The organism is Streptomyces sp. SAS_272 (assembly GCF_052543235.1).
The window spans coordinates 16,424-42,664 of sequence record NZ_JBMNDR010000047.1 but is presented as its reverse complement, the minus strand read 5'-3'; the positions used below and the strand labels follow the sequence as shown (position 1 = coordinate 42,664).

The window sequence follows — 26,241 nt, the reverse complement described above, 5'->3', positions numbered from 1 at the left end:
CCGATGGAAACCGCCGAACTCGTCGAACTCGGACAGCAGTTGAGGGTGGACAGTGTGCGCGCGTCCGCCGCCGCGGGATCCGGGCACCCGACGTCCTCGATGTCGGCCGCGGACCTGATGGCCGTCCTTCTCGCCCACCACCTCCGCTACGACTTCGACCGCCCGGCCCACCCCGGCAACGACCGCTTCGTCCTCTCCAAGGGCCACGCCTCCCCGCTGCTGTACTCCGCCTACAAGGCCGCCGGGGCCGTCGACGACGAGGAACTGCTGACCTTCCGGAAGCTCGGCAGCCGGCTCGAGGGGCACCCCACCCCGCAGCGGCTGCCGTGGGTGGAGACGGCCACCGGATCGCTCGGCCAGGGCCTGCCGGTCGGCGTCGGCATCGCGCTCGCCGGGAAGCGGCTCGAGCGCACCGGGTACCGCGTCTGGGTGTTGTGCGGGGACAGCGAGCTCGCCGAGGGCTCGGTGTGGGAGGCCGCCGAGCACGCGGGCCACGAGCACCTGGACAACCTCACCGCGATCGTGGACGTGAACCGGCTCGGTCAGCGCGGCCCCACCCGGCACGGCCACGACCTGAACGCCTACGCCCGCCGGTTCCAGGCCTTCGGCTGGCACACGGTCGAGGTCGACGGTCACGACGTGGACGCGATCGACCGCGCGTACGGCGAGGCGGCCTCCACCAGCGGGCAGCCCACCGTGATCCTCGCACGCACCCTCAAGGGCCGCGGCGTGGCCGCCGTCGAGGACCGTGAAGGCATGCACGGCAAGCCGCTGCCGGACGCCGACGAGGCCGTCGAAGAGCTGGGCGGCATCCGTGACCTGCGGGTCCGTGTGCATGAGCCGGCCGACGCCCGGATGCTGCACTCCGTCCCCTCAGGACAGCCGGACCCGCCCCGCTGGCAGGTGGGAGAGGAGGCGGCGACCCGGGACGCCTTCGGCAAGGCCCTCGCCGCCCTCGGCACCGCCCGCGAGGACGTCGTCGCCCTCGACGGCGAGGTCGGCGACTCCACCCGCGCCGAGGCCTTCGCCAAGGAACATCCCGACCGCTACTTCGAGTGCTACATCGCCGAACAGCAGTTGGTCGCCGCCGCGGTCGGACTCTCGGCGCGCGGCTGGACGCCGTACGCCTCCACGTTCGCGGCCTTCCTGAGCCGCGCCCACGACTTCATCCGCATGGCAGCCGTCAGCGGCTCCGGCGTCAACCTGGTCGGCTCCCACGCGGGGGTCGCCATCGGGCAGGACGGCCCCTCGCAGATGGGCCTCGAGGACCTGGCGATGCTGCGGGCGGTGCACGGTTCCACCGTGCTGTACCCCTGCGACGCCAACCAGACCGCCCGGCTCGTCGCCACCATGGCGGGCCTGGACGGCGTGCGCTACCTGCGCACCTCGCGCGGCGCCGCACCGGTTCTCTACGGGCCGGACGAGGAGTTCCCGGTCGGCGGCAGCAAGGTGCTGCGCTCCTCGGAGCGCGACCGGATGACGATCGTCGCGGCGGGCGTCACCGTGCACGAGGCGCTGAAGGCCGCCGAGGCGCTCGACGGCGAGGGCATCGCGGTCCGGGTCGTCGACCTGTACTCCGTCAAACCCGTCGACCGGGCCACGCTGCGGCGCGCCGCCGAGGAGACCGGCTGCCTGCTGACCGTGGAGGACCACCACCCGCAGGGCGGCCTCGGCGACGCGGTCCTCGACGCCTTCCTCGACGGCCGCCCGGTGCCCCGCCTGGTGCGTCTCGCCGTCCGGACGATGCCCGGGTCGGCGACCCCGGCGGAGCAGCTGCACGCCGCCGGCATCGACGCGGAGTCGATCGCCGCGTCCGCACGGCTGCTGGTGGAGCAGGCGATCACGCCGTGAGCGGCGACCGGGTGCACACGGTGCGCGCCGGCCGCCGGACCCTGGAGGTGCACCGGCCGGACAAGATCCTCTTCCCGGGCGGCGGGGACGCGAAGGAGTACACGAAGGGCGACCTCGTCGACTACTACCGGGAGGTCGCCCCGTTCATGCTGCCGCAGCTGCGCGGCCGCCCCCTGATGCTGGAACGGCATCCGGACGGCGTCGAGGGGCCGCAGTTCATGCAGAAGAACACGCCGGAGCACTACCCCGAATGGATCACGCGGGTGGAGCTGGCGAAGGAGGGCGGCACGGTCTGTCACACCGTGTGCGACGACGCAGCCACGCTGGCGTTCCTCGCCGACCAGGCCTGTGTCACCCTGCACCGCTGGCTGTCCCGGTCCGACCGGGCCGACCGCCCCGATCTGATGGTCTTCGACCTCGACCCGGCGGACGGCTCCCGCTTCGCAGCCGTCCGCGAGACGGCCGGCCTGCTGCGTGAACTCCTCGGCGAGCTGCGGTTGCCCGCCGACCTGATGACGACGGGCTCGCGCGGGCTCCACGTCGTGGTCCCGGTCGACGGGCAGGACGATTTCGACGAGGTCCGCGCATTCGCCCGGGACGTCGCCGCACTCCTCGCCGCCGAGCATCCCGACCGGCTGACCACGGCAGCCCGCAAGAAGGACCGCGGGGAGCGGCTCTACCTGGACGTCCAGCGCAACGGGTACGCGCAGACCGCCGTCGCCCCCTACACGGTGCGCGCGCTGCCGGGGGCGCCCGTCGCCACGCCGATCAGCTGGGGGCAGCTCGACGATCCCGATCTCGGCCCGCGCCGCTGGACCATCGCCGACGCCGTCGAGCAGGCCCGCACGCGGCCCTGGTCCGGGACGTCGGGACGGGGGCGCGCGCTGGGCCCGGCCCGACGCCGCCTCGACGCACTGCGGGGCTCGTGAAGGTTTGGCCAAGGGAGTTCCGGCCACCCGGAGGGAGAGGTGGCCACGATGAACACGAAAAACACTTCACGCACACATCGATCCCGCGATCCCGACGGTTCGCGCGATCGGGACGACATTGACTCCTCACACCATTCCGACCGCTCGAGCAGTTCCGGCCGTTCGAGCGCTTCTGACAGTCCTGACAGTGCTGACGATCCGAGGAATCCGGACAGACGGCGGACCCCTCGGCGCGGGAGAGGCGGAGACGACGTGGCAGACGACCGGCCGGGCCCCATGGACGTGCTGCGCCAGGCGCGCGCCCAGCTCGCGGAGCTGACCGGCATGAGCGCCGAGAGCGTCTCGTCCTTCGAGCAGACCGAGGACGGCTGGTCCCTGGAGATCGAGGTCATGGAGCTGGCCCGGGTGCCGGACACGATGAGCCTGATGGCGAGCTATCAGGTCGACCTCGATTCCGGCGGTCAGCTGACCGGCTACCGGCGTGTCCGCCGCTACGAGCGCGGGCGGGCCGACGCACATCGGCAGGGCGGCCGCTAGGCCGCCGGCCCGTACTGCCGTCCGACCGTCCGTTTCAAGTGCCCGACCATCCACTTCAAGAACTTCAAGACAAGGAGGCGCGGTAGACATGACCGTTGTCCCGGCACAACAGACCGGCGGGGGAGGCGGCTCCAGCGGCCTCTACGACGTGCTGGAGCTCGTCCTCGACAGGGGTCTCGTCATCGACGCGTTCGTGCGGGTGTCCCTGGTCGGCATCGAGATCCTCAAGATCGACGTCAGGGTCGTGGTGGCCAGCGTCGACACGTATCTGCGCTTCGCCGAGGCCTGCAACCGGCTCGACCTGGAGGCAGGGCCGCGCAAGGACCCCGGCCTGCCCGACCTGGTCGGCGAGATGACCGAGTCCGGCGCCCGCGGCAAGTCCAAGGGAGCGCTGTCGGGCGCGGCGGAGACCATCTCCGACGCGTTCAAGCAGGCCCGTGGCGATGACTCCTCCGGGGAGGGTGAGCGCGAGGCCAGGCCCCGGGCCCGTAAGAGCACCTCCGCGCGCCGGAAGGAGGAGCAGGAGTGAGTACGTACGTCTACGGCATCATCGCGCGGTCGCACCCCGCCCTCCCCGACGGCCTGGCCGGTGTCGGCGAGCCGCCGCTGCCGGTGCGCGTCCTGACCGAGGGCGAGCTGGCGGCGATCGTCAGCGACGCCCCCGAGGGGCTGCGGCCCAAGCGCAGGGAGCTGCTCGCCCACCAGACCGTGCTCGCCGAGGCGGGCGCCGGCGGCTGTGTGCTGCCCATGCGGTTCGGCAGCGTCGCACCCGACGACAGCTCCGTCACCGGAGTCCTCGCCGAGCGCGCCGGGCACTACAAGGAGCGTCTGGACGTCCTCGAGGGCCGGGTGGAGTACAACGTCAAGGCCTCGCACGTCGAAGAGGCCGTGCTGCACCAGGTGATGGCCGAGAGCCCCGAACTGCGCGGTCTGGCCGAGGCCAACCGTCAGTCGGGCGGCGGCAGTTACGAGCAGCGTCTGCAGCTCGGCGAGATGGTGGCCGCCGCGGTCAAGGCCAAGGAGGCCGAGGACGCGGCGGACGTGCGGCAGCACCTCGAGCCGCTCGCCGCGCACGTCAGCGTGGGCCCCGAGTCCACGGGCTGGCTGGTCAACCTGTCCTTCCTGGTGGATCGCGACTCGGCGGCCGGGTTCCTGGAGGCCGCGGAGGAGCTCCGCAAGGGCCGCCCGCATCTCGAGGTGCGGGTCAACGGGCCGCTGCCGCCGTACAGCTTCGTGGAGCCCGGTCCGGCCGAACCCGAACCGGCGGGCGCCACCGGGGAGTAGGCGTGTCATGGGACTCATCTCAGAGGTGCTTCTTCTCCCGTTCGCGCCGGTCCGCGGCAGCGGCTGGGTGATCGGCCAGGTGCTGAAGGAGGCTGAGCGGATCTACTACGACCCGAGCACCGTTCGGGCTGAACTCGCCCGGCTGGAGGAGCAGTTGGACGCCGGTGAGATCACGGAGGAGGAGTTCGACCGGCAGGAGGACGAACTCCTCGACCGGATGGAGATCGCGACGCGCAGAAGCGCGGGAACGGACGACGGGTGGGCAGGATGAACCGAACGGGATTGGGCCTCGCGGTAGGGGCCGGGTACCTCCTCGGACGTACCAGGAAGCTGAAACTCGCTCTGGCCGTGGGCTCGCTGGTCGCGGGCAAGAAGCTGAACCTCACGCCCAAGGGCATCGCCGACCTGGTCTCCCAGCAGCTGCGGGACAACCCGCAGTTCAAGGAGATCGGCGACCAGCTCCGCACCGACCTGCGCGGCGTCGGCAAGGCGGCCTCCGGGGCGATGGTCGAGCGGCAGATGGAGGCTCTGGCAGACCGTCTGCACGGCCGCACCGCCGAGGTGCGCGACCAGCTCGAGGGCGTCGTGCCGGGCAAGGACACGGACGGCGACGCTGACGACGAGGCGGACGAGGAGTACGACGAGCCTCGGGACGACCAGGACGAGCCTGAGGACGACCAGGAGGACGAGGGCGCCCAGGACAGCGCCGACGACGCCGACGACGCCGACGACGAACAGGACGAAGAGGAGGAGGCGCCGCCGAGGAGGACCGCGGCGAAGAAGGCGCCGGCCAAGAAGTCGGCGAAGAAGGCGCCCGCGAAGAAGGCGCCCGCCAGGAAGGCCTCGGCCCGCACGCCGGCCGCGAAGAAGACCGCGTCGGCCGGGAAGACGGGCACGAGGACCGCAGCGAAGACCGCCTCGGGCGCCACGTCCCGGTCCCGGCGGCCGAAGGGAGGCGGCGACCGATGACCGAGACTCTCGGATCCGCCAAGTCCGCGACCTCCGCGGCTTCCGGCGCGGCGGGCAAGGCGGCCGGCGGCAACGGCAGCCCGCTCTCCGGCATCGCTCACAGCGAGGCCGCCGACCGGCTCAAGGAAGAGGTGCAGGAGTACCTCGCCGCCCAGGCCACGCGCCTGCTGACCGGCGTCGGCCACAAGCTCGGCGACACCACGTCCAAGCTCAACGACATCGCCGAGGGCAACAGCCCGGGCTTCGCCAAGCTCGCCCTCGACGGCGGCCGGAAGATCGCCGAGGGCAAGGGGCCGGTGCGCTCCGCACTGGAGCTCGGGGCCTCGCGGGCCAAGGACAAGGTGACCGGCGCCCTGAAGAACCTCGGCGGCGGCAAGGGCGGCAAGGGCAAGAAGAGCGCGGGCAAGAAGCCGACCGTGATCATGGAGACGATCGACGTCGGCGTCTCCCTGCGCACCGCCTACGACCAGTGGACGCAGTACCAGGACTTCAGCACCTTCGCCAAGGGCGTCAAAAGCGCGAACCGCGCCGACGACACCACGAGCGACTGGCAGGCGAAGGTCTTCTGGTCCAACCGCAGCTGGAAGGCGAAGACCACCGAACAGGTGCCGGACGACCGGATCGTCTGGACGTCGGAGGGCGCCAAGGGCACCACGAAGGGCGTCGTCTCCTTCCACGAGCTCGCCGAGAACCTGACCCGCATCCTGCTGGTCATCGAGTACTACCCCACGGGCCTGTTCGAGAAGACCGGCAACATCTGGCGCGCCCAGGGCCGCCGTGCCCGTCTCGACCTGAAGAACTTCGCCCGCTTCATCACCATCAAGGGAGAGGCGCAGGACAGCTGGCGCGGCGAGATCCGCGACGGCGAGGTCGTCACCTCCCACGAGGACGCGATGGCCGAGGAGGAGGAGCAGGAGAACCGCGGCGACGACGAGAACGAGGACGCCGAGGCCCGGGCAGGCGACGGCGACGTCGACGACGACGAGCCGCGGGATGCCGAGGACGGCCGCCTGGAGGACGATGAGGAGGACGACGAGGACGCCCCGTACGCCGAGGACGAGTACGAGGACGCCGACGAGGCCGAGGACGAGGCGTACGACGACGAGGAGCAGCCCGAAGCCGAAGAGGGCGGCGAGCCGGCGGACGCCGAGGCCGAGGACGAGTACGAGGAGTACGACGAGGAGGAGCCCGAGGACGAGGACGTGGACGACAAGCGCAGGAGTCGTCGATGACCATGGCGAGCCGGATGCCGGAGCCGTACGGCCAGGGCGGCGGAGCCAACCTGGCCGACATCCTCGAGCGTGTCCTGGACAAGGGCATCGTGATCGCGGGCGACATCCGGATCAACCTGCTCGACATCGAACTGCTCACCATCAAGCTGCGGCTCATCGTCGCCTCCGTCGACAAGGCCAAGGAGATGGGGATCGACTGGTGGGAGGACGACCCGGCGCTGTCCTCCGGCGCCCGCCGCAAGGAGCTCGCGCGGGAGAACGCCGAGCTGCGCGAGCGGCTGGCCCGGCTGGAGGAGCTGGCTGACCCGGAGGAGCTGGAGGAGCTGGAGCCGGCCCGTCCCCGGCAGAGACCGCGGCGGGACGCTCCGCGTGAGGCCCGTGGGAACGCCCGGAAGGAGTCCTCGTGATCGGACTGCGCTACGTGTACGCCGTCTGCCGCCCGCTCGGCGCGCCCCTGCAGACCGCCCTGTCGGGCGTGGCGGGGGATCCGCCCCGGCTGCTGGCTCACCACGGCCTGATCGCCGTGGTGAGCCATGTCCCCGAGCGCGACTTCGCGGAGGAGCCGCTCCACCGCCGGCTCGAGGATCTGGACTGGCTCACGGAGACCGCCAGGGCCCACCAGCAGGTCATCGACGCCCTGACGGCCGTCACCACGCCCCTGCCGCTGCGGCTGGCCACCGTCTTCCGGGACGACAGCGCGGTCCGCGTGATGATGGAGGAGCACGAGCAGGACTTCCTGCGTACCCTCGACCGGCTCGACGGGCGGGTCGAGTGGGGCGTGAAGGTGTACGTGGAGCCCGGGGCGCGGGAGCCCGAGTCGGCGGCGAAGCCCGTCTCCGGCCGTGACTACCTCAGGCAGCGGCGTACCCGGGCCCGGGCCCAGGAGGACACCTGGCAGCGCGCCGAGGAGTTCGCCGCGCGGCTGCACACGACGCTGTCCGCGCGCGCCGAGGACGCCCGGCTCCACCCGCCGCAGAACTCCGCGCTCTCCGAGGCCTCCGGGCAGAACGTGCTGAACGCCGCCTATCTGGTGCCGCGCGCACAGTCCGAGGAGTTCGTGGAGATCGTGGACCGCACGAAGGACGAGGAGCCCGGCATACGGGTGGAACTCACCGGGCCGTGGGCGGCCTACTCCTTCGTGGACATGACGGAGGGCGTCGGGACCGGCGGGCCGGGGGAGGACGCATGACCGTCGTGGAGCGCCGCGAGGTCGCCCTGGTGGATCTGCTCGACCGGCTGCTGGCCGGCGGGGTCGTCATCACGGGCGACATCACCCTGCGCATCGCGGACGTCGATCTCGTCCGCATCGACCTCAACGCGCTGATCAGCTCGGTGAACGAGAACGTGCCGTCGCCCTGGGGGGATCTGCTGTGACGGACCGTCGCCACCGCGTGGACCTCGAGCCCGACACCGTCGAGCGCGACCTGGTCAAGCTCGTCCTGACCGTCGTGGAGCTGCTGCGCCAGCTGATGGAACGGCAGGCGGTGCGCCGCTTCGACACGGGCGATCTGAGCGAGGAGCAGGAGGAGCGCATCGGGCTCACGCTGATGCTGCTCGACGAGCGCATGACCGAACTGCGCGAGCGCTACGGACTGCGGCCCGAGGACCTCAATCTGGACCTCGGGCCGCTGGGACCGCTGCTACCGCGGGAATGAGGATCGGCGACCGCTGTCTTCCCCGGGAATGAGGGTCGGCGACCGCTGTCTTCCCCGGGAATGAGGGTCGGCGACCGCTGCTCCCCGGGATGAGGGGCCGGAGGTTCAGGCGGCCTTGCGGCAGAGGATCTCCCCGTGCAGCACGCTGAACCAGCCGTCCTCCCGCAGCCCCCACTCCCGCCAGGCCTGTGACACGGCCGCCAGCTGTTCCGCCGTGGCGTGCCCGCCGCCCGTGGCGCGCTCCGCGTACGCCGAGGCGACCGTGCGGTCGGCCCACAGACCGCTCCACCAGGCCCGTTCCTCGGGCGTGCTGAAGGTCCAGGTGGCCGAGGTGGCCGTGACGTCGGTGAACCCGGCCGCCAGCGCCCAGGACTTCAGCCGGCGACCGGCGTCCGGTTCGCCGCCGTTGGCCCGGGCCACCCGGTGGTACAGGTCCAGCCAGTCGTCCATGCCGGGCGAGGCGGGATACCAGGTCATCGCCGCGTAGTCCGAGTCGCGGACCGCGACGTAGCCGCCCGGCCTGGTCACCCGCAGCATCTCGCGCAGGGCCTGCACGGGGTCGCCGACGTGCTGGAGCACCTGGTGGGCGTGGACGACGCAGAACGTGCCGCCCGGGTAGGCCAGTGCGTGCACGTCGGCTGTCGCGAAGTCCACGTTGCCGAGGCCCCGCCCGGCCGCCGCGGCGCGGGCCTGCTCCAGGACGCCGGGCGCGTGGTCGACGCCGGTGACGTGTCCGTCGGGGACCAGGGCGGCCAGGTCGGCGGTGATGGTGCCCGGGCCGCAGCCGATGTCGAGGATCCTCATGTGCGGCTTCAGCGAGCCGAGCAGGTAGGCGGCGGAGTTGGCCGCGGTCCGCCAGGTGTGCGACCGCAGCACCGACTCGTGGTGTCCGTGCGTGTAGACGGCGGTCTCCTGCGCTTTCGGCATGGCTGTACCCCTTCTCGACTGCTCGGCGAACCGGGTGCCCGGCGTCACCACCGTACGCTGCTGCTCGCATGTTGAGACAGATCGTTTCACCATGCGGACGCCGTGCGGGGTGCGGGTATTCGGTTTGCCGCGGGTCGGGGACGGCCCGCAGAATGCCTCACCATGGGACACCTGGAAGCCGCGCACCTCGAGTACTACCTCCCCGACGGGAGGGCGTTGCTCGGCGACGTGTCCTTCCGGGTGGGTGAAGGGGCCGTGGTGGCCCTGGTCGGCCCCAACGGCGCCGGCAAGACGACGCTGCTGCGGCTGATCTCGGGTGAGCTGAAACCGCACGGCGGCACGGTCACCGTCTCGGGCGGTCTGGGCGTCATGCGCCAGTTCGTGGGCTCCGTCCGGGACGAGACGACCGTGCGCGACCTGCTGGTGTCCGTCGCCCCGCCCCGCATCCGCGAGGTGGCGGGCGCCGTCGACAGGGCCGAGCACGCGATCATGACCGTCGACGACGAGGCCGCTCAGCTCCAGTACGCCCAGGCCCTCTCCGACTGGGCCGAGGTGCGCGGGTACGAGGCCGAGACGCTGTGGGACATGTGCACCACGGCCGCGCTCGGCATCCCCTACGACAAGGCGCAGTTCCGTCTCGTGCGGACGCTCTCCGGCGGCGAGCAGAAGCGGCTCGTGCTGGAGGCGCTGCTGCGCGGCGGCGACGAGGTGCTGCTGCTCGACGAGCCCGACAACTACCTGGACGTGCCCGGCAAGCGGTGGCTGGAGGAGCGGCTGAAGGAGACCCGCAAGACGGTTCTCTTCGTCTCCCACGACCGCGAACTCCTCTCCCGCGCCGCCGAGAAGATCGTCTCCGTCGAGCCGGGGCCGGCCGGCGCCGACGCCTGGGTGCACGGCGCCGGCTTCACCACGTACCACGAAGCCCGCCGCGAACGCTTCGCCCGTTTCGAGGAACTGCGCCGCCGGTGGGACGAGAAGCACGCCCAGCTGAAGAAGCTGGTGCTGAACCTCCGTCAGGCCGCCTCCATCAGCCATGAGTTGGCGTCCCGCTACCAGGCGGCACAGACCCGGCTGCGCAAGTTCGAGGAGGCGGGACCGCCGCCCGAGCCGCCGCGCGAGCAGGACATCACGATGCGCCTCAAGGGCGGCCGCACCGGCGTGCGGGCCGTCACCTGCAAGGGGCTCGAGCTCACCGGCCTGATGAAACCCTTCGACCTGGAGGTGTTCTACGGCGAGCGGGTCGCCGTCCTCGGCTCCAACGGCTCGGGCAAGTCGCACTTCCTGCGACTGCTCGCCGGTGACGCCGTGGCGCACACGGGGGAGTGGAAGCTCGGCGCGCGGGTGGTGCCCGGGCACTTCGCCCAGACGCACGCCCATCCCGAGCTGCTGGGCCGCACCCTCCTGGACATCCTGTGGAGCGAACACTCCCAGGACCGGGGTGCGGCCATGTCCCGGCTGCGGCGCTACGAGCTCACCCAGCAGGCCGAACAGGCATTCGACAGGCTCTCCGGCGGGCAGCAGGCCCGCTTCCAGATCCTGCTGCTCGAACTGCAGGGCGTCACGGCCCTGCTCCTCGACGAGCCGACGGACAACCTCGACCTGGAGTCCGCGGAGGCGCTCCAGGAGGGCCTGGAGGCCTTCGAGGGGACGGTCCTCTCCGTCACCCACGACCGGTGGTTCGCCCGCTCCTTCGACCGGTACCTGGTCTTCGGCAGCGACGGCCGCGTCCGGGAGACCGCGGAGCCGGTATGGGACGAACGGCGAGTGGAGCGCGCCCGGTAGTCCGCGCCCGGTAGTCCGCGCCCGGTAGTCCGCGCCCGGTAGTCCGCGCCCGGTAGTCCGCGCCCGGTAGTCCGCGCCCGGTGGTCCACGCCGTCCCCGCGGGGGCGTAAGCGCACAGGCCGGCCCTCCGGGACATTGGTGCAGGGACGCCCTCGCGCCGGGGCGTTCCCCGTGCGGCCGGGCGTCGACGTGCACGGAGGCCCGGGGGCCGGAATGTTCGTACAGTGGAGGCAGAGACACGAGCTCCCCGGTTCTCTCCCGGGTCCCACCGCGAAGGAGTGCTGACACCGCTCCCGGGCGGGTACCCGGACCGCATGGACGAACACGACGAGCGGGGCACCACGATGACCGGAGTCGACCCGGACCGGCTGGACGACCAGCAGCTGATGAAAGAGCTGGAGACGATCCACCGCACGCGCCACGACACCCTGCTGCACGGCTCGAACGACGCCCTGCGCGCCCACAACGACCGCATGGCCCAGCTGGAGGGGGAGTATCTGCGCCGCAACCCGCGCCGGTTCGTCTCCCCGGGACGCACCCGCGACGGGGCCCGGGAACGCGGCACCGGTCCGAACGGCGGCGCCCGTCAGACCCCGGCCGGGATCAGGGCCACCGGGGAGCCCGACCCCGCGACCACACCCGTCGGCAAATGGGGCCCGGGCACGAGCAGCCCCGGCACGAGGGGATCGGGTTCGAGGGGACCGGGCCAGAGGGGCGGCCCCGGCGGGACCTGAGCCCGCACCGGGGCCGGCACCCGCCTCGGGGCGGCATCCGCGTCGGGGCCGGAATCCTCATCGGGAGCGGAACCCGCCCCGGACCCGGTGTGCAGGTCCGGGGCGTGGGCGTCCCGCTGCTGTCCGGCTCTGGGCGTCGCTTGCTTGCTCAGGCCGCCTCCTGCGCGAAGACGCGCAGGTACGTCTCGCAGAACGCCTCGAGGTCGTCCGGCTTGCGGCTGGTGACCAGCTTTCCGGGTCCGTGGTCGCAGATCTTCACCTGCTCGTCCACCCAGGTGCCGCCCGCGTTGCGGATGTCCGTCCGCAGGCTCGGCCACGAGGTGAGCACACGGCCCCGCACGACGTCCGCCTCGACGAGGGTCCACGGTGCGTGGCAGATCGCGGCGACCGGCCGGCCCTGGTCGAAGAAGTCCTTGACGAACGCCACGGCCTTGTCGTCGGAGCGCAGGACGTCGGGATTCGCGACGCCGCCGGGCAGGACCAGCCCGTCGAAGGAGTCCGCGGACGCCTCGCCGACGACCTCGTCCACGCCGAACGTGTCCGCCTTGTCGAGATGGTTGAACGCCTGGACCTTGCCGGGCTCGGTCGACACCAGGACAGGCTCGTGACCCGCGTCGACAGCGGCCTGCCAGGGATCGGTGAGCTCGACCTGCTCGACGCCCTCGGGCGCCGTCAGAAACGCGATGCGCATGGTTTTCCCACGTCCTTTCCGTGTCCTTGCGGCGTGACCCTTTGTTCCTCGGGTGACCACCGCGTACCCGGGGACGGGAGGCCGACACGGTCCGCGTGCGAGCCGGCTCCTCCTCTCGCCCGCGGCCCCGGCCGGCTCACGCCCCGTGGACGGCTCCGACGCCGGAGGCGGTCCGGGTCTCGAGCGCGTGCAGCACCGCCGCCATGTCCTCCTCGCCGTACCCCTGCTCCACGGCCTCGCCGAACAGGGCGTGGCAGACGTCGAGGAGCGGTGACGCCAGCCGGGTCCTTCGGGCGGCCTCGGCGATCAGCCGGTTGTTCTTCAGGACGTCCGCCGCGGCGGCCTGGACGCTGAAGTCGCGGGTCAGCAGCTTGGCCGCCTTCGTCCGGGAGACGGCGCTGGCCATCGGGCCCGCGTCCAGGACGTCCCGGAGCAGACGCCGGTCGAGCCCGTGCCGGTCGGCGAAGTGGAACGCCTCCGTGAGACCGGTGACCAGAGTGATCAGGAACAGGTTGACCGAGAACTTCATCAGCAGGGCCTCAGGCACCGCCCCGCAGGCGAAGGTCTCCCGGCACAGTGGGCCGAGCAGCGGCCGCACGGCCGCAACGGCGTCCGCGTCGCCCGCCAGCATCCCCACCAGCTCGCCCCGCTCGGCAGGGACGCGGGAGCCGGAGACGGGGGCCTCGACATAGCGGCCGCCCGCGGCCCGGACGTCGGCTTGCAGGCCGTGCGAGTACTCGGCCGAGGTCGTGCCCATGTGCACGACGGTGCGCCCGGTGACGCGCGCGGCGAAGTCTTCCGTCCCGCGTGCGAGCACGGCGTCGACCGCGGCCTCGTCCGCCAGCATGAGGATCACGGCCCGGGCCCGGGCGAAGACCTCGCCGGGGCCCGTCGCGACCTCGGCGCCCGCGGCGCGCAGGGGGTCGCACCGGCCCGGGGTGCGGTTCCACACCACGAGAGGGGTTCCGGCGCGCGCGAGGTTGAGCGCCATGGGCTGCCCCATGACCCCGAGGCCGATGAAGCCCGCGAGACCGGCCGATCCGACGTCGTCCACGATGCACCGCGCTTTCCGCCGGGCGGCCGGCCGACCGCTGCCGCGGAGTGCGGCTGCTGCCGCCCTGCCGCCGCTGACTATGACAGCGGTCATAGTAGCCGGTTCTATGACGCCGGTCATAGGGTGGGAGCCGACGCGAGTGCCGATCATGGCGTGGGAGGCGGCGATGGCGGTGTCCGAGCGAGGACCGCGCGAGCGGATGGTCTTCAGTGCCGCCCAGCTGATCCGGCGCGACGGCGTCGCCGCGACCGGCATGCGTGAGGTCGCCGCCCACGCGGGGGCGCCCCGCGGATCGCTCCAGCACTACTTTCCCGGCGGCAAGGAGCAGCTCGTCAACGAGGCGGTGGGCTGGGCGGGCCGCTACGCGGGCAACCGGATCGCCCGCTTCCTCGCCGCGCTGCCCGAGCCGACGCCCGGCGCCCTGTTCGCCGAGATGGTGCGGCAGTGGACGGACGAGTACGCGTCCGCCGGCTTCGGGGGAGGCTGCCCGGTGGCGGCGGCCACCGTGGACTGCGCCCGGACCGCGGAGTCCAGCCGGGACGCCGCGGCCGCCGCGTTCGCCGCCTGGACGGAGCCGGTGGCCCGTGCGCTGACGGACATGGGCGTGCCCGAACAACGCTCCGGCGCCCTCGCCACCCTCATGATCAGCGCCCTGGAGGGCGCGCTCCTCATCGCCCGCGCCGAGCAGGACGTACGCGCCTTGGAGACCGTGACCCGAGAACTGCGCCCCCTTCTGGACGCGGCGGCCGATCAGGGCAGGGCGACGACGCGGCAGGACGGCTGACGGTCGGCGGCGGGGCTGCGGGGCTGCGTGCTCTGGGGGGCGGGGCTGCGGGGCTGCGTGCTCTGGGCGGCGGGGCTGCGGGTCCGCGCGTCTCCGGGTCTGCGGGGCCGGGTGTCCGCAGGACGGCCGGTCCGGTCTGCCCGGTGTGCCGGGCGAGGGGGATGCCCTCGAGCACCTGCACCGGCCACCGCCCACCGCCGACCTGCGGTTCACCCGCAGACGTGACCGGTCGCCCGAACGTTCGCACCCGTCGGTTTCGCCGTTCCGGACCGCCGGCACGCATGTCTCCTCGACCATGGACGGGACATGACCGTGCACCCGCTCCCTCTCGCCTGCCGCGGCCTTCCGCACGCCGATGGCGTGGCCGGTACCGGAGCGCTGTCGGCCGTCGGCCTGGCCGCCACCACGACGGCCCTGGCCGCCGCCGGCCACCACCTGGTCTTCGCGCGCACGGTCTCGTTCGCCGACTGCCTGGTGGTGGCACTGGTCTTCTTCACGTGCGCCCTGCCGCGGTCGCGCGTCTCCGGGTCCGGCGCCCTGCTGCCCGACCTCGGCGCCATGGTGTCGGCGCAGGTCGCGGCCTGCTGCTGGTTCCTCTTCGCCGACGCCGGCCCCGGCCCCGGCCCCGCCGGAGGGACGCTCCACGAAGGTGTGGGCATGGCGATCCATCTGGCGATGACCCTGGTCACGGTATGCGGGCTGCGAGCCGTGGCACGATCGCGGTTCCCGCTCTCGGACATGGTCCAGTCGGGTCTGCGGAGCCTCTTCCGCCGCCTGTGCGCCCTGCTGTCGGCGCGGACGTCCGCGGCCGCGGCAGCGGACCCGAGCCGCTTCCCCGGAGCCCGTCCCGCCGACGAACGGTGCCTCTCCGAGGTGCTGCTCACCGGCGCGTCCGGTCGGCGGGGCCCTCCCTAGCGCTGCCGGACCGGCACCGCCTGCACGCACGCGACGCGTCACCGCACACGGTCGCGCCGCACACCTCCCCCCATCACCCCGCAGGTCCGATCCCCCCATCCCTCCGCAGGTCCGATCCGCCCACCCCCCGCAGGTCCGACCTGTCGCGCACCTCGCGAGGGCCCGGCGGACGACCTTCTTGCCGCGAACCAGGAACCCAGGGACCCCCATGACCACTCCACGCATCGACATCGTGCACGCAGGCGACCTCACGCCGGGCGACCTCGCTCTCTGGAACGAACTCCGACTCGCCACGACCGCCGCACCCGCCAACCCCTTCATGAGCGCCGAGTTCACTCAGGCCATCGGCCGGGTACGCCGCGACGCCCGCGTGGCGGTGCTGCGTCGCAGACGGCAAGCGGTCGGCTACTTCCCCTATCAGCGGGGGCGATGGGGCCATGGCCGCGCGGTCGGCCTGGGGGTGTCCGACTGCCAGGGCGCCGTCCTGCACCCCGACGACATCCACCTCGACCCGCACCACCTCATGCGCGCCTGCTCCCTGAACGCCTGGGAGTTCAACCACCTCGAGAACGGCCAGGACCTCTTCCTGCCGTACGCGACCGGCCGGTTCGCGTCTCCCGTCGTCGACCTCGCCCACGGATACGCCGCATACGAGACCCATCTGCGCGCCCACTCGCGGAGCCTGCTGAAGACGACCCAGGCCCAGGAGCGCCGGCTGGCCCGGCACCTCGGCCCGCTGCGGTTCGTCCACGGCGAACGCAACCCGGCGGCGCTGCGGACCCTCGTCGGCTGGAAGTCCGCGCACTACCGGCGCACCGGCCGCCGCGACCCCTTCACCCAGCCGTGGATCGCCCGACTCATCGCCCTGCTCGCCGACTCGGACTCACCCCACTGCTCCGGCGACCTCTCGGTGCTCTACGCCGGTGACAGGCCCGTCGCCGCCCACTTCGGCCTGCGCTCCCGCACGGTCCTCTCCTGCTGGTTCCCCTCCTACGACCGTAGCGTCGCCACCTTCTCGCCCGGCCGGATTCTCTACCTGCGCATGATCGAGGCCGCCGCCGCGTCCGGCATCCGTCTCGTCGACTTCGGCAGAGGCGAGGCCGCCTACAAGAACTCCTTCAAGACAGGCGACCTCATGGTCCACGAAGGAGCGCTGCGCACGTCCGGCCCGGGCGCCGCCCTGCACTGGCTCCGCCGTGAGCCGTTGCGGGCAGCCCACCGGCTGGTGCGCGAACACCCCGCCCTCAAGGACGCGGCGGTGCGCACGCTGAGGGCCGTCGGCACGGTCCGGGGCTCCGCCTAGCGTCCTGCCGCACCCCGGGCACGACGGTACGAGCATCGCCCAGCGTCCTGCCGCAGCCGGAACACGACCGCACGAGCCGCCTCGTCGGGCGCCGGGAACCCGGACGTGCTCACAATCGTTCCTCCAGTCACACCGCTACTTCAGGAGAGCAACGCTTGTCCGCCACGTCGACGGACCCCTCGGGGCACGATCCCCGACCATCCCGCCGCGCCCGGTCCACGCACGGCGCACCACAGGGCGCTGATGCTCCGTGAGTGTCATGAGCGCCGTACTGGGCCTGCTGGCGGTGCTCGTGCTGACCGCCGGCACCGGTTACTTCGTCGCCCAGGAATTCGCCTACGTCTCCGCCGACCGGCTCGCCCTCGCCCGTGAGGCGCAGGCGGGGGACAGGAAGGCCGCCCGCGCGCTGACGGTGCTGGAGCGGCTGTCCTTCATGCTGTCGGGCGCACAACTGGGCATCACCGTGACGGGCCTGGTCGTCGGCTTCATCGCCGAACCGTCCGTCTCCGCGCTCCTGGAGCCCGCGCTGTCCGGCCTGGCCCTGCCCGAGGCCGCCGTCTCCGCCGTCTCCGTCGTGATCGCCTTCGTCGGCGCGACGGTCGTGCAGATGGTGCTGGGCGAGCTGGCCCCGAAGAACCTCGCGATCGCCGTGCCCGAGCGGCTGGCGAAGTCCCTCGCCGGTTCCACGATCGCGTACCTGAAGGTCGTCGGCCCGGTGGTACGCGTCTTCGACGGCGCGGCGAACAGGCTGCTGCGCGGGGTCGGCATCGAGCCCGTCGAGGAGCTGCACCACGGCGCCACCCTGGAGGAGCTCGGCCACCTCATCGGCGAGTCCCACGAGCAGGGCGAACTGCCCAAGGACACGGCCGCGCTGCTCGACCACGCGCTGGACTTCTCCGAGCGCACCCTGGACGAGGTGATGGTGCCGCGCGCCGACGCCGTCTTCGTCCGCAAGGACGCCGACGCCGCCGAGGCGATCGACCTGATCGGCAGGCACGGGCACTCCAACTACCCCGTCCTCGGCGACCACCCGGACGACGTCACCGGCGTGCTGGGCGTGCGCGAGTTGACGCGTCTGCCGGCCGCCCTCCTCACCGTCACCACTGCCGGCGCGCTCGCCCGCCGTCCGCTTCTGCTGCCCGACACCCTGCCGCTCCCGAACGCGGTCGAACAGATGCGTGAGCAGGGTGACGAGTTCGCGGTCGTCCTCGACGAGCACGGCGGTGTGGCGGGCATCGTCACCTACGAGGACATCGCCGAGGAGCTGGTCGGCGACATCGCCGACGAGTCCGACACGGTCACCGAACTCGCCCTCGCCGACGGGGAGGGCTGGCTGGTGGACGCGGGCCGCCGGCTCGACGAGGTGGCCGACGCCACCGGCGTCGAACTGCCCGAGGAGGAGGACTACGACACCGTCTCCGGTCTGATCGTGGACCGGCTGGGCCGCTTTCCGACGATCGGTGACCGCCTCACCGTCGAACTGCCGGACGGCGGCCGCGCCGTGATCGACGTGCACACGCTGAACCGGCACGTGCCCGAGCGCGTACGGATCGAGCGATCCGACGAGCGATTCGACCGGGGATCGGACGGGGGACCGGACGAGCAGGCGGACGAGCGTGCGGACGAGGGGAAGGGGCAGGCATGAGTTTCCCGATGGCGCTCTTCGTCACCGTGCTGCTGCTGATCGGCAGCGGGTTCTTCGTCGCCGCCGAGTTCGCGCTGGTCGCCGCCAGACGGCACCGCGTGGAGAAGGCCGCGGCCGAGGGGCAGCGTGGGGCCGGGGCCGCGCTGGCCGGCATGCGCGAGCTGTCGCTGATGCTCGCCGGCGCCCAGCTCGGCATCACCGTGTGCACCCTGGGCCTCGGCTCGGTCTCCAAGCCCGCGATCTCGCACGAACTCGACCCTCTGCTGCACACGTTGGGCCTGCCGGCCTCCCTGAGCTACGCGATCGCGTTCGCCGTGGCGATGATCGTGGTGGTGTTCCTGCACATGGTGGTCGGCGAGATGGCCCCCAAGTCCTGGGCCATCGCCCACCCGGAGCGATCGGCGATGCTGCTCTCGCCGGCCTTCCGCGGCGTGGTGAAGGCCGTACGGCCGGTCATCGGGCTGCTGAACAAGGTGAGCAACGCGCTGGTGCGCCTGTGCCGCGTGACGCCACGCGACGAGCTGGCCGCCGTCCACAACCGCGAACAGCTCACCCGTCTCATCGAGGAGTCGGAACGGCTCGGTCTCATCAGCGTGACGGATTCGGAGCTCCTCACCAGCTCGCTCACCGAGCCGCACAATCCGGTGAGCGACCTCCAGGTGCCCGCCGCGCAGATCACCGCGGTGCCGGCGGAGGCGGACGTGGACGAGATCCTCGCCCTGGCCGCCGAGCACGACCGCAACCGTCTGCTGGTGCGCGACGGGGACCGCGTCGTCGGCTCGGTGCACGCGCGCGACGCGCTCATCGCCCGAGCCCGCGGACGGTCGGCCACGGCCGGCGACCTGGCCCGTCCGCTGCCGGAACTGACGGAGCTGGACACGATCAGCCATGCCATCGAGCAACTGCGTCGGCGCCGCGCCTCGCTCGCCGTCGTCCGCGACGACGCCGGCCGGCTCACCGGCATCGTCACCCTCGACGATCTGCTCGGCCGGCTGATGCACCCGCAGGCGGTGTAGCGGCGCCCTCCGGCCGGCGGTCACGGTGTGGCGGGTGTGGCGGGTGTGGCGGGTGTGGCGGGTGCGTGCGTCCGGTGTGTCCGTCCGGTCCTCGTCAATCGGGGGTGTCCCCGCCAGGCTCCCGCCCCGGCAGGAACTCCTGGACCTTCGCCTTGAAGCCCTGCCGGATCACCGCGCCCCGGTCGGCGTCGCCCGCGAGGATCGACGCGGCCGTGGCCTCCAGCCGCTCCCAGGTGGTGTGCGGCGGGAGCGGAGGCACGGCCGGGTCGGTCAGGAACTCCACGAGGGCGGGCCCGTCCGCCTCCAGGGCCACCCGCCATGCCTCCTCCACGTCCTCGGGCCGCTCCACGCGCAGCGCGGTCAGGCCCAGCGAGCGGGCGAACTGCGCGTACGGCACGTCCGGCAGTTCCTGTGAGGGCAGGAAGGACGGAGCGCCCTCCATGGCACGCATCTCCCAGGTCCCCTGATTGAGGTCGCGGTTGTTCCAGACGGCGACGACAAGCCGCGGGTCCTGCCACCGGTCGCGGTACCTGGCCGCGGTGATCAGCTCCGCGAGCCCGTTCATCTGCATGGCGCCGTCGCCGACCAGGGCGATCGCGGGCCGGTTGGGATGGGCGAACTTCGCGCCGATGGCATACGGCACCGCGCATCCCATCGTCGCGAGCGTGCCGGAGAGGGACGCGCGCATGCCCGGCCGCAGTCTGAGACAGCGGGCGTACCAGGTCGTCACCGAGCCCGAGTCGCAGGAGACCATTGCGTCGGGCGGCAGCAGCGGGTCCAGGACCCGGGCCACGTACTCGGGGTTGATCGGATCGGCCGACAGCCCGGCCCGGCGCTCGGAGACCTCGTCCCAGCGCCGGACGTTCGCGCAGACGGTGTCGAACCACTCGCGGCCGCGTTCCGCGCCCCGGATCAACGGGATGAGCCGGCGCAGGGTCTCCCTCGCGTCGCCGACCAGGTTCACCTCGTAGGGGTGACGCGTCTCGTTCCTCCGCGGATCGACGTCGATCCGCACGCCGCGCGTCCTGTCCGCATCCGGCAGGTACTGCGCGTACGGGAAGGACGATCCGATGGTCAGCAGCGTGTCGCAGTCGCGCATCAGCTCGTAGGAGGGCCGGGTGCCCAACGGGCCGACCGCCCCCGTCACATAGGGGAGTTCGTCGCTCAGGACGTCCTTGCCGAGCAGCGCCTTCGCCACTCCCGCGCCGAGCAGCTCGGCGATCCGCTCCACCTCGGCGCGGGCGCCGGCAGCCCCCTGACCGGCCAGGATGGCCACCTTGTCACCGGAGTTGAGGATCTCCGCGGCCTGCCGCAAGGAATCGTCCGACGGCGCGTCCGGCGGCGGGTCCGACGGGACGCCGTGGTCCGCGCCGGGCGCCACCGTGAACTCGTCCTCGGGAGGCGCGTACACGAGATCCTGGACGTCCGCGGGGATGACGACCACGGCCGGGCAGCGGCGGGCGTACGCCGTGCGGATCGCCCGGTCCAGGACGACCGGCAGCTTTTCGGGTGCGGTCACCGTGGCCATGAACTCCGAGGCGACGTCCGCGAACAGCGCGTGCAGGTCCACCTCCCGCCGGTGCGCGCCGCCCTTCGCTGTCGCCTCCGCGATCCCGTCCGCCGTCGCCTCCGCGGTCCCGTCCGTCACCGGGTCCGGCGTGCCGAGGATCGCCAGGACCGGGACGCGGTCGAGCTTCGCGTCGTACAGACCGTTCAGGAGATGGACCGCGCCCGGCCCCGAAGACGCCGCGCAGACCCCCAGTCGGCCGCTGAACTTGGCGTAGCCGACCGCCTGGAGCGCGGACGTCTCCTCGTGCCGCGCCTGCACGAACCGTGGCTCGTCCCCGGCCCGCCCCCACGCCGCGAGCAGGCCGCGCAGGCCGCTGCCGGGGTACCCGAAGACATGCTCGACCCCCCATGCGCGCAACTGTCGCAGGACGTGGTCGGAGACTCTGACGCTCATGGAAGGGGCCTCCCGGGGCCGGAGAACCACGCCCACCGGGTGTGGGGGTGGGCGTGGACAGGAACGTGGGGCAGGACACGGCTCGTGCCCGGGTCCGACGCGTGACGGGTGACCCGGACTCCGGCGGGAAAACCTGGGCGGTGCCCGGACGGTGTCCGTGCGGTGTTTGGAGGCGGGCGTCGCGGGCAGGCGCAGCATCAGTGCTTCGGACCGGAGGCACCTCCGTGGGAACGCCGCGCCGCGCGGCCCCCGGCAGGCCCGGTCGGGCTGCCGTCGCTCCCCGGTGACCCGGTCGATACCGAGCACTTCCAAGGGAGTTGCTGTACCCCATGCCGAACCGAGCGAACACCAAGCGCCATCCGCACGACGACGCCCCCGACACCGCCGACGCCTTCCGCGAACTGGCCGCCCTGCCCGCGGGGCCCCGGCGTGACGCGCTGCGGGCCCGCATCGTAGAGGCCTGGCTGCCCATGGCCGACCGCCTCGCCGGACGGTTCCGCAACCGCGGCGAGAACCACGAGGACCTGCGCCAGGTCGCCGCCCTCGGCCTGGTCAAGGCCGTGGACCGCTACGACCCCGCGCGCGGGAACGCCTTCGAGAGCTACGCCGTGCCCACCGTGACCGGCGAGATCAAGCGGCACTTCCGCGACCACATGTGGACCCTGCACGTGCCGCGCCGGGTCCAGGACCTGCGCAACCGCGTACGCATCGCCGGCCAGGACCTCTCCCAGACCGTTTCCGGACGCCGTCCCACCGTCGCCGAGATCGCCGAACGCGCGCAGCTCAGCGAGGAGGACGTCCGCATCGGTCTGGAGGCGCTCGACAGCTTCTCCGCGCTGTCCCTGGACGCGGAACTGTCCGGCAGCGAGGGCGGGTACTCGCTGAGCGACGTGCTGGGCGCGGCGGACCCGGCGCTTGCCACCGTCGTCGACCGAGAGGCGGTCAGGCCCCGGCTCGCCGCCCTGCCCGAGCGCGAGCGGGCGATTCTCTACATGAGGTTCTTCCGGGACATGACGCAGAGCCGGATCGCGGAACAGTTGGGCATCTCGCAGATGCATGTCTCCCGCCTGATCAGCCGTTGCTGCGACCGGTTGCGGGAACAGGTGCTGCAGGAACCGCCCGAGTAACCCCCGCCGAAACCGCTGTAGCAACCCCTTCGGAGAGGGCTGCGGAAACCGCTGCGGAAACCGCTGTAGCAACCCCTTCGGAGAGGGCTGCGGAAACCGCTGCGGAAACCGCTGTAGCAACCCCCTCGGAGACAGTCGCAGAAACCGCTGCGGAAACGGTTGCGGTAACACCCTCGGAGACAGCTGCGGAAACCGCTGCTGTAACTCCCTCGGGGACAGCCGCAGAACCGCTTCAGAAACCGGCTTCCGCAACGGCCGGGGGGCGGGACGGTGTCACCCGCTTGGGGGCCGCCGTCCCGCCAATGGCGTCCGGTCGCGCACGGCCGGGGACCCCTCGGGCTGTGATGGCAGTGGGGCAGGAACGCCCCGCCCCGCTGTCACCGGCCGAAGGAGCCGTCCCATGGGTCGCACCGCCCACTTCATCTCCGCCCTCGCCGTGGCCGGTGCCGTGCTGGTCGCCGCCGGACCGGCCGCGGCGGCCGACCCGTCGGCTGAGGTCAGCCCCGGCAGCGTCGCCCCGGGGGGCAGCGTCACCGTGTCCGTCTCGTGCGGCGCCCTCGGCGTCGCCGCGCCCGACAGCCTCGAGGCCACCTCGCAGGCCTTCGCCGACGGCGCCGTCAAACTGACCAAGGTCCCCGGCGGCGACGCGCAGGCGGACGCGGCCTACCGGGGCACCGCACTCGTCGCCCCGGCCGCCGAGCTCGAGGTGAGCCCCGACGCGGTCGGACCGGACGCCGCCTGGACCGTCGACGGAACCTGCCCGGCCGCGCCCGGCGGACCGGGGAAGCCGTGGAGCGCGACCCTCGACGTCGCGCGCACCCCGGACCAGCCGTGCGGCCCGGTCGCCGGAGCGTCCTGCCCCACCGTCAGGGCCTGCCCGGAGCCCCTGACCACCGCGCAGCCGCACCCCGCCGGCTGCCGCACCGCACCGCCCTGCGGCCGGCCCGAAGCGCAGCCCCGCGTCCCCGCGTCGCCCGCCGCCTGCCCGCCCGCGACCGTCGACCACGGGGTACAGGCCGGCGCGGGCGGCGCCTTCACCGACTCCGTCCCCGCGCTTGCCGCCGGCGGCCTGCTGATCGCCGGCGCACTCGGCGCCGCAGTGCACCGGCTGCGCCGCCGCGCCCGCGCCGGCGATGCCTGAGGCGGTACGCCGGTCCGTCGGCCCGCGCTGTGACCGGCGCGACGCGCGAAACCGGTCATGACGCGCGGCCTCAACGGGTATGAGGAATCACGGGGGCACGAACCGTCCCGTACGCGACGTCACGTCCCGTACGAGCGCCGGGCCCCGCACAACGCGTCACGCACCACAGACCCACACGGCCCACACGGCCCACGACGACGTCCGGCGGCGGGCAGGCGGCACAGCGTCGGGTGGCGGCGGGCCGCGGGCGGCGGCGGACGCACGGCATCAGGCAGGGCGCCAAGCACGGACTGCACGGACTGCACGGACTGCACGGAGGACCACATGCGGCGGACGGAACCGGAGGACCACGGCCCCGTCCGCTACGGCCCGCCGCTCCCCCCGGACGGCCTGCCGGTGCTGCCCGAACTGGCCTCGGTGCTCGCCGGGGCCGCCGACCGCGCCGAGAGCGAGCCGATCGGCGGCGGGCGCGCCCTCCTCGACGCGGCCCAGGGCTACTGGGCGCGGCGCGGCGGCCCCGCCGAGCCGGGACGGGTGGTCGCCGGACCAGGCGCCCCCGCCCTGCTGCTCGCGCTGACCGCCGCCCTCGGCGGCGACGTCCTGGTGCCGCGGCCCTGTGCGGCCTGGTGGGCGCCGTACGCCCGGCTGCTGGGCAGGCCTGTGTTCCACGTCGCGACGCCGGCGGAGTGCGGCGGCGTCCCGGACCCCTTCGCGCTGCTGGAAACCGTGCGGCGGGTGCGCGCCGAGGGCGGCGACCCGCGCCTGCTGGTGCTGTCCGTCGCCGACGACCCGACCGCCACCGTGGTGCCACCGGAAGTGCTGCACGAGGCCGTGGAGGCCGCCGCGGGGGAGGGCCTGCACCTGGTCAGCGACGAGACCTGGCGCGACACCCTGCACACCCCGCAGGACACCGTGCTGGTCAGCCCCGCCGAGATGCTGCCCGGGGAGGTCACCGTCGTCAGCGACCTGGCCGGGGCCCTGCTGCCCGTCGGCTGGCCGGCGGCCGTCGCCCGGTTCCCCGCCTCGGCCGCCGGTGACGCCCTGCACGCGCGCGTGCTCGACGTGCTGACGGCTCTCGACGCCCGGGTGGCCGCGCCGGTCGCCGCCGCTGCCGCGTACGCCCTGACCGAGCCGGAGCCGGTCACCGCGCGCGCGGCCGTCGCCGTCCGTCTGCACGCGCACGTGGCGCGGGAGATGCACGCCGCCGTGGTCGCCGCGGGCGGCCTGGCCCTGCCGCCCCGGGCCGGCCGCCACCTCTACGCCGACCTCGGCCCGCTGCGCGACGCCCTGTCCGCCCACGGCGTGGGCGACGCCCAGGAACTGGAGGACTTCCTCTCCGCCCGGCTCGGCATGCCCGCGCCGGGCGGACACCGCTTCGGGGACGACCTCAGCGCCCTGCACGTCCGGTTCTCCACCGGCATGCTGCTCAATGGCGCGGACGCCCGGCGCACGGAACGCCTCAGCTCGCCCACACCGTGGGAACTGCCCCATGTGCAACGTGCGTTGACGCTCATGAGGTCGGTCTTCGACGATCTCCGTGACGAAGCTCAGCGATGGGAGCCTCCTCGATGACGCAGCAGTCCGAGTCGACCACCACCAGCACCGTGACCGGCGGGATCGTCGGCGCCGCGCCGTCCCCGTCCCCCCTCGCGCCGGCGCCCGCGGTCCCGCCGCTCGCCGAACCCCGGCCGCCGGGCGAGCGCCGGGTGTGGCCGCGGACCTTCCACGACCGGCTCACCTCGCCGCTGCCCGGTCTCAAGGCCATCGCCAGGTTCGCCCGCGAAGGCGCCGTGCGCCCCGGCAGGGACGGCCTCGCCGACATTCCCCGCCTGCCCTTCGCGCCCGCCCCGCTGCCTCGGGCGGACGCTCGCACTCTCGCCGTCAGCTGGGCGGGGCACGCCAGCTGGGTGGTGAGCATCGGCGGCCTGACCGTGCTGACCGACCCGGTGTGGTCGCGCCGGATCCTCGGCACCCCGGCCAGGATCACCCCCGTGGGAGTCCCCTGGGGCGCGCTGCCGCGCGTCGACGCCGTCGTCATCAGCCACAACCACTACGACCACCTGGACGCCCCCACGCTGCGCCGGCTCCCGCGCGACACACCGGTGTTCGTGCCCGCCGGGCTCGGACGCTGGTTCCTGCGCCGCCGGTTCACCAGGGTCACCGAGCTGGACTGGTGGGAGGCGGCCGAACTGTCCGGTGTGCGCTTCGACTTCGTGCCCTCGCACCACTGGTCCAAGCGCAGCCTCACCGACACCTGCCACTCCCTCTGGGGCGGTTGGGTGCTCACCGCCCCCGACGGCCGGCGCGTCTACTTCGCCGGGGACACCGGCTACGGCCACTGGTTCTCCCGTATCGGCCGACGCCACCCCGGCATCGACCTGGCACTGCTGCCGATCGGCGCCTACAACCCCCGCTGGTGGCTCCGCGATGTGCACTGCGACCCGGAGGAGGCGGTCCGCGCCGCCCTCGACCTCGGGGCACGGCGCATGGCTCCCATGCACTGGGGCACGTTCGTGCTCTCCGCCGAGCCCGTCCTCGAACCCCTCACGCGCGTGCGCGCCGCCTGGCAGAAAGCGGGCCTGGACCGTGACGACCTCTGGGATCTGCCGGTGGGAGGCTCGCGGGTACTGGAGTAGTCGGGCCGCCCGGCGGGCGGGTTCGCGTCGCCGGGCCGGTTCCCGGGGCCGGGCCTCGCAGCCGTG

At 73.0% G+C, this 26,241-nt stretch carries 26 protein-coding genes and 1 pseudogene; 23 read left to right on the top strand and 4 right to left on the bottom strand.

Annotation, left to right across the window (positions count from 1 at the left end; all coding sequences use genetic code 11):
- The first annotated feature begins 3 nt into the window (after positions 1 to 3).
- From ACN6LD_RS24935 to ACN6LD_RS24880, 12 genes are all read left to right on the top strand, one after another.
- Positions 4 to 1,851 carry a transketolase gene (locus ACN6LD_RS24935; RefSeq protein WP_445044316.1) on the top strand — a complete coding sequence of 616 codons (1,848 nt, stop codon included), beginning with the start codon at positions 4 to 6 and terminating at the stop codon, positions 1,849 to 1,851.
- Positions 1,848 to 2,780, top strand: a complete 933-nt coding sequence (gene ligD / locus ACN6LD_RS24930; RefSeq protein WP_445044315.1) for a non-homologous end-joining DNA ligase — start codon at positions 1,848 to 1,850, stop codon at positions 2,778 to 2,780. The genes ACN6LD_RS24935 and ligD overlap by 4 nt, the downstream gene beginning before the upstream one ends.
- Before the next feature lie 117 nt (positions 2,781 to 2,897).
- The gene (locus ACN6LD_RS24925) at positions 2,898 to 3,317 is read left to right on the top strand and encodes a gas vesicle protein GvpO (RefSeq protein ID WP_415924907.1); all 420 of its coding nucleotides are present in this window, start codon (positions 2,898 to 2,900) and stop codon (positions 3,315 to 3,317) included.
- Between the two features lie 88 nt (positions 3,318 to 3,405).
- Entirely contained in the window at positions 3,406 to 3,846 is a 441-nt protein-coding gene (locus ACN6LD_RS24920) for a gas vesicle structural protein GvpA (RefSeq protein WP_319192320.1), read from the top strand.
- Positions 3,843 to 4,601, top strand: a complete 759-nt coding sequence (locus ACN6LD_RS24915) for a GvpL/GvpF family gas vesicle protein (protein ID WP_319192322.1) — start codon at positions 3,843 to 3,845, stop codon at positions 4,599 to 4,601. The genes ACN6LD_RS24920 and ACN6LD_RS24915 overlap by 4 nt, the downstream gene beginning before the upstream one ends.
- A gap of 7 nt (positions 4,602 to 4,608) precedes the next feature.
- The gene (locus ACN6LD_RS24910) at positions 4,609 to 4,872 is read left to right on the top strand and encodes a gas vesicle protein GvpG (RefSeq protein WP_266725687.1); all 264 of its coding nucleotides are present in this window, start codon (positions 4,609 to 4,611) and stop codon (positions 4,870 to 4,872) included.
- The gene (locus tag ACN6LD_RS24905; protein WP_319192325.1) at positions 4,869 to 5,570 is read left to right on the top strand and encodes a DNA primase; all 702 of its coding nucleotides are present in this window, start codon (positions 4,869 to 4,871) and stop codon (positions 5,568 to 5,570) included. Before ACN6LD_RS24910 ends, ACN6LD_RS24905 begins: the two co-directional genes overlap by 4 nt.
- Positions 5,567 to 6,802: an SRPBCC family protein gene (locus tag ACN6LD_RS24900; RefSeq protein ID WP_445044314.1), complete on the top strand. Its 1,236-nt coding sequence runs from the start codon at positions 5,567 to 5,569 to the stop codon at positions 6,800 to 6,802. The genes ACN6LD_RS24905 and ACN6LD_RS24900 overlap by 4 nt, the downstream gene beginning before the upstream one ends.
- A complete protein-coding gene (locus ACN6LD_RS24895) occupies positions 6,799 to 7,209 on the top strand; it encodes a gas vesicle protein (protein ID WP_319192329.1) in 411 nt (136 codons plus the stop codon). The genes ACN6LD_RS24900 and ACN6LD_RS24895 overlap by 4 nt, the downstream gene beginning before the upstream one ends.
- Positions 7,206 to 7,991 carry a GvpL/GvpF family gas vesicle protein gene (locus tag ACN6LD_RS24890; protein WP_319192331.1) on the top strand — a complete coding sequence of 262 codons (786 nt, stop codon included), beginning with the start codon at positions 7,206 to 7,208 and terminating at the stop codon, positions 7,989 to 7,991. Before ACN6LD_RS24895 ends, ACN6LD_RS24890 begins: the two co-directional genes overlap by 4 nt.
- Positions 7,988 to 8,176 (top strand): gas vesicle protein, encoded by a 189-nt coding sequence (locus ACN6LD_RS24885; RefSeq protein ID WP_057582194.1) that lies wholly within the window; start codon positions 7,988 to 7,990, stop codon positions 8,174 to 8,176. Before ACN6LD_RS24890 ends, ACN6LD_RS24885 begins: the two co-directional genes overlap by 4 nt.
- Complete coding sequence (locus ACN6LD_RS24880; protein WP_057582193.1) at positions 8,173 to 8,457, top strand: gas vesicle protein K; 285 nt, start codon at positions 8,173 to 8,175, stop codon at positions 8,455 to 8,457. Before ACN6LD_RS24885 ends, ACN6LD_RS24880 begins: the two co-directional genes overlap by 4 nt.
- A gap of 105 nt (positions 8,458 to 8,562) precedes the next feature.
- On the opposite strand, the gene ACN6LD_RS24875 is transcribed toward ACN6LD_RS24880, so the two are convergent.
- The gene (locus ACN6LD_RS24875; RefSeq protein WP_445044313.1) at positions 8,563 to 9,384 is read right to left on the bottom strand and encodes a methyltransferase domain-containing protein; all 822 of its coding nucleotides are present in this window, start codon (positions 9,382 to 9,384) and stop codon (positions 8,563 to 8,565) included.
- Between the two features lie 162 nt (positions 9,385 to 9,546).
- Between ACN6LD_RS24875 and ACN6LD_RS24870 the strand changes: the two genes are divergently transcribed.
- Both ACN6LD_RS24870 and ACN6LD_RS24865 read left to right on the top strand, forming a co-directional pair.
- Entirely contained in the window at positions 9,547 to 11,166 is a 1,620-nt protein-coding gene (locus ACN6LD_RS24870; protein WP_445044312.1) for an ABC-F family ATP-binding cassette domain-containing protein, read from the top strand.
- 314 nt (positions 11,167 to 11,480) lie between these two features.
- Positions 11,481 to 11,735: pseudogene (locus ACN6LD_RS24865) on the top strand (DUF6158 family protein); the annotation flags it as partial.
- 313 nt (positions 11,736 to 12,048) lie between these two features.
- On the opposite strand, the gene ACN6LD_RS24860 reads toward ACN6LD_RS24865, so the two are convergent.
- Positions 12,049 to 12,591, bottom strand: coding sequence for a type 1 glutamine amidotransferase domain-containing protein (locus tag ACN6LD_RS24860; protein ID WP_319192338.1), 543 nt, complete (start codon positions 12,589 to 12,591; stop codon positions 12,049 to 12,051).
- A gap of 136 nt (positions 12,592 to 12,727) precedes the next feature.
- Positions 12,728 to 13,594: an NAD(P)-dependent oxidoreductase gene (locus tag ACN6LD_RS24855; RefSeq protein WP_445044330.1), complete on the bottom strand. Its 867-nt coding sequence runs from the start codon at positions 13,592 to 13,594 to the stop codon at positions 12,728 to 12,730.
- 217 nt (positions 13,595 to 13,811) lie between these two features.
- Here ACN6LD_RS24855 and ACN6LD_RS24850 point away from each other — a divergent pair, with 217 nt between their 5' ends.
- The 5 genes from ACN6LD_RS24850 to ACN6LD_RS24830 all read left to right on the top strand — a co-directional run bounded on the left by ACN6LD_RS24850 (position 13,812) and on the right by ACN6LD_RS24830 (position 19,308).
- Positions 13,812 to 14,429 (top strand): TetR/AcrR family transcriptional regulator, encoded by a 618-nt coding sequence (locus ACN6LD_RS24850; protein ID WP_319192342.1) that lies wholly within the window; start codon positions 13,812 to 13,814, stop codon positions 14,427 to 14,429.
- A gap of 306 nt (positions 14,430 to 14,735) precedes the next feature.
- A complete protein-coding gene (locus ACN6LD_RS24845) occupies positions 14,736 to 15,344 on the top strand; it encodes a hypothetical protein (protein ID WP_445044311.1) in 609 nt (202 codons plus the stop codon).
- Positions 15,345 to 15,552: 208 nt separating this feature from the next.
- A complete protein-coding gene (locus ACN6LD_RS24840) occupies positions 15,553 to 16,647 on the top strand; it encodes a GNAT family N-acetyltransferase (RefSeq protein WP_319191045.1) in 1,095 nt (364 codons plus the stop codon).
- Positions 16,648 to 16,906: 259 nt separating this feature from the next.
- On the top strand, positions 16,907 to 18,292 hold the full coding sequence (locus ACN6LD_RS24835; protein ID WP_445044310.1) for a hemolysin family protein: 1,386 nt from the start codon (positions 16,907 to 16,909) through the stop codon (positions 18,290 to 18,292).
- Positions 18,289 to 19,308 (top strand): hemolysin family protein, encoded by a 1,020-nt coding sequence (locus ACN6LD_RS24830; RefSeq protein WP_319191041.1) that lies wholly within the window; start codon positions 18,289 to 18,291, stop codon positions 19,306 to 19,308. The genes ACN6LD_RS24835 and ACN6LD_RS24830 overlap by 4 nt, the downstream gene beginning before the upstream one ends.
- A gap of 94 nt (positions 19,309 to 19,402) precedes the next feature.
- On the opposite strand, the gene ACN6LD_RS24825 is transcribed toward ACN6LD_RS24830, so the two are convergent.
- Positions 19,403 to 21,271 carry a thiamine pyrophosphate-requiring protein gene (locus tag ACN6LD_RS24825; RefSeq protein ID WP_445044309.1) on the bottom strand — a complete coding sequence of 623 codons (1,869 nt, stop codon included), beginning with the start codon at positions 21,269 to 21,271 and terminating at the stop codon, positions 19,403 to 19,405.
- A 329-nt stretch (positions 21,272 to 21,600) separates the two neighbouring features.
- Between ACN6LD_RS24825 and ACN6LD_RS24820 the strand changes: the two genes are divergently transcribed.
- The 4 genes from ACN6LD_RS24820 (at position 21,601) to ACN6LD_RS24805 (ending at position 26,175) form a co-directional block, all read left to right on the top strand.
- A complete protein-coding gene (locus ACN6LD_RS24820; protein ID WP_319191037.1) occupies positions 21,601 to 22,398 on the top strand; it encodes an RNA polymerase sigma factor SigF in 798 nt (265 codons plus the stop codon).
- Positions 22,399 to 22,798: 400 nt separating this feature from the next.
- Entirely contained in the window at positions 22,799 to 23,539 is a 741-nt protein-coding gene (locus tag ACN6LD_RS24815; RefSeq protein ID WP_319191035.1) for a hypothetical protein, read from the top strand.
- Positions 23,540 to 23,863: 324 nt separating this feature from the next.
- Positions 23,864 to 25,111, top strand: a complete 1,248-nt coding sequence (locus ACN6LD_RS24810; RefSeq protein ID WP_445044308.1) for an aminotransferase class I/II-fold pyridoxal phosphate-dependent enzyme — start codon at positions 23,864 to 23,866, stop codon at positions 25,109 to 25,111.
- On the top strand, positions 25,108 to 26,175 hold the full coding sequence (locus ACN6LD_RS24805; protein WP_319191031.1) for an MBL fold metallo-hydrolase: 1,068 nt from the start codon (positions 25,108 to 25,110) through the stop codon (positions 26,173 to 26,175). The genes ACN6LD_RS24810 and ACN6LD_RS24805 overlap by 4 nt, the downstream gene beginning before the upstream one ends.
- Positions 26,176 to 26,241: the final 66 nt, after the last annotated feature.

Excerpts from the sequence above, each read along its gene's own strand:
- ACN6LD_RS24805 (WP_319191031.1), top strand. The coding sequence starts at position 25,108 with ATGACGCAGCAGTCCGAGTCGACCACCACCAGCACCGTGACCGGCGGG.
- ACN6LD_RS24820 (WP_319191037.1), top strand. The coding sequence starts at position 21,601 with ATGCCGAACCGAGCGAACACCAAGCGCCATCCGCACGACGACGCCCCC.
- ACN6LD_RS24870 (WP_445044312.1), top strand. The coding sequence starts at position 9,547 with ATGGGACACCTGGAAGCCGCGCACCTCGAGTACTACCTCCCCGACGGG.
- ACN6LD_RS24810 (WP_445044308.1), top strand. The coding sequence starts at position 23,864 with ATGCGGCGGACGGAACCGGAGGACCACGGCCCCGTCCGCTACGGCCCG.
- ACN6LD_RS24900 (WP_445044314.1), top strand. The coding sequence starts at position 5,567 with ATGACCGAGACTCTCGGATCCGCCAAGTCCGCGACCTCCGCGGCTTCC.
- ACN6LD_RS24895 (WP_319192329.1), top strand. The coding sequence starts at position 6,799 with ATGACCATGGCGAGCCGGATGCCGGAGCCGTACGGCCAGGGCGGCGGA.
- ACN6LD_RS24830 (WP_319191041.1), top strand. The coding sequence starts at position 18,289 with ATGAGTTTCCCGATGGCGCTCTTCGTCACCGTGCTGCTGCTGATCGGC.
- ACN6LD_RS24935 (WP_445044316.1), top strand. The coding sequence starts at position 4 with ATGGAAACCGCCGAACTCGTCGAACTCGGACAGCAGTTGAGGGTGGAC.
- ACN6LD_RS24860 (WP_319192338.1), bottom strand. The coding sequence starts at position 12,591 with ATGCGCATCGCGTTTCTGACGGCGCCCGAGGGCGTCGAGCAGGTCGAG.
- ACN6LD_RS24845 (WP_445044311.1), top strand. The coding sequence starts at position 14,736 with ATGACCGTGCACCCGCTCCCTCTCGCCTGCCGCGGCCTTCCGCACGCC.
- ACN6LD_RS24885 (WP_057582194.1), top strand. The coding sequence starts at position 7,988 with ATGACCGTCGTGGAGCGCCGCGAGGTCGCCCTGGTGGATCTGCTCGAC.
- ACN6LD_RS24850 (WP_319192342.1), top strand. The coding sequence starts at position 13,812 with ATGGCGGTGTCCGAGCGAGGACCGCGCGAGCGGATGGTCTTCAGTGCC.
- ACN6LD_RS24920 (WP_319192320.1), top strand. The coding sequence starts at position 3,406 with ATGACCGTTGTCCCGGCACAACAGACCGGCGGGGGAGGCGGCTCCAGC.
- ACN6LD_RS24840 (WP_319191045.1), top strand. The coding sequence starts at position 15,553 with ATGACCACTCCACGCATCGACATCGTGCACGCAGGCGACCTCACGCCG.
- ACN6LD_RS24905 (WP_319192325.1), top strand. The coding sequence starts at position 4,869 with ATGAACCGAACGGGATTGGGCCTCGCGGTAGGGGCCGGGTACCTCCTC.
- ACN6LD_RS24910 (WP_266725687.1), top strand. The coding sequence starts at position 4,609 with ATGGGACTCATCTCAGAGGTGCTTCTTCTCCCGTTCGCGCCGGTCCGC.
- ACN6LD_RS24855 (WP_445044330.1), bottom strand. The coding sequence starts at position 13,594 with ATGGGGCAGCCCATGGCGCTCAACCTCGCGCGCGCCGGAACCCCTCTC.
- ACN6LD_RS24825 (WP_445044309.1), bottom strand. The coding sequence starts at position 21,271 with ATGAGCGTCAGAGTCTCCGACCACGTCCTGCGACAGTTGCGCGCATGG.
- ACN6LD_RS24835 (WP_445044310.1), top strand. The coding sequence starts at position 16,907 with ATGAGCGCCGTACTGGGCCTGCTGGCGGTGCTCGTGCTGACCGCCGGC.
- ACN6LD_RS24815 (WP_319191035.1), top strand. The coding sequence starts at position 22,799 with ATGGGTCGCACCGCCCACTTCATCTCCGCCCTCGCCGTGGCCGGTGCC.
- ACN6LD_RS24875 (WP_445044313.1), bottom strand. The coding sequence starts at position 9,384 with ATGCCGAAAGCGCAGGAGACCGCCGTCTACACGCACGGACACCACGAG.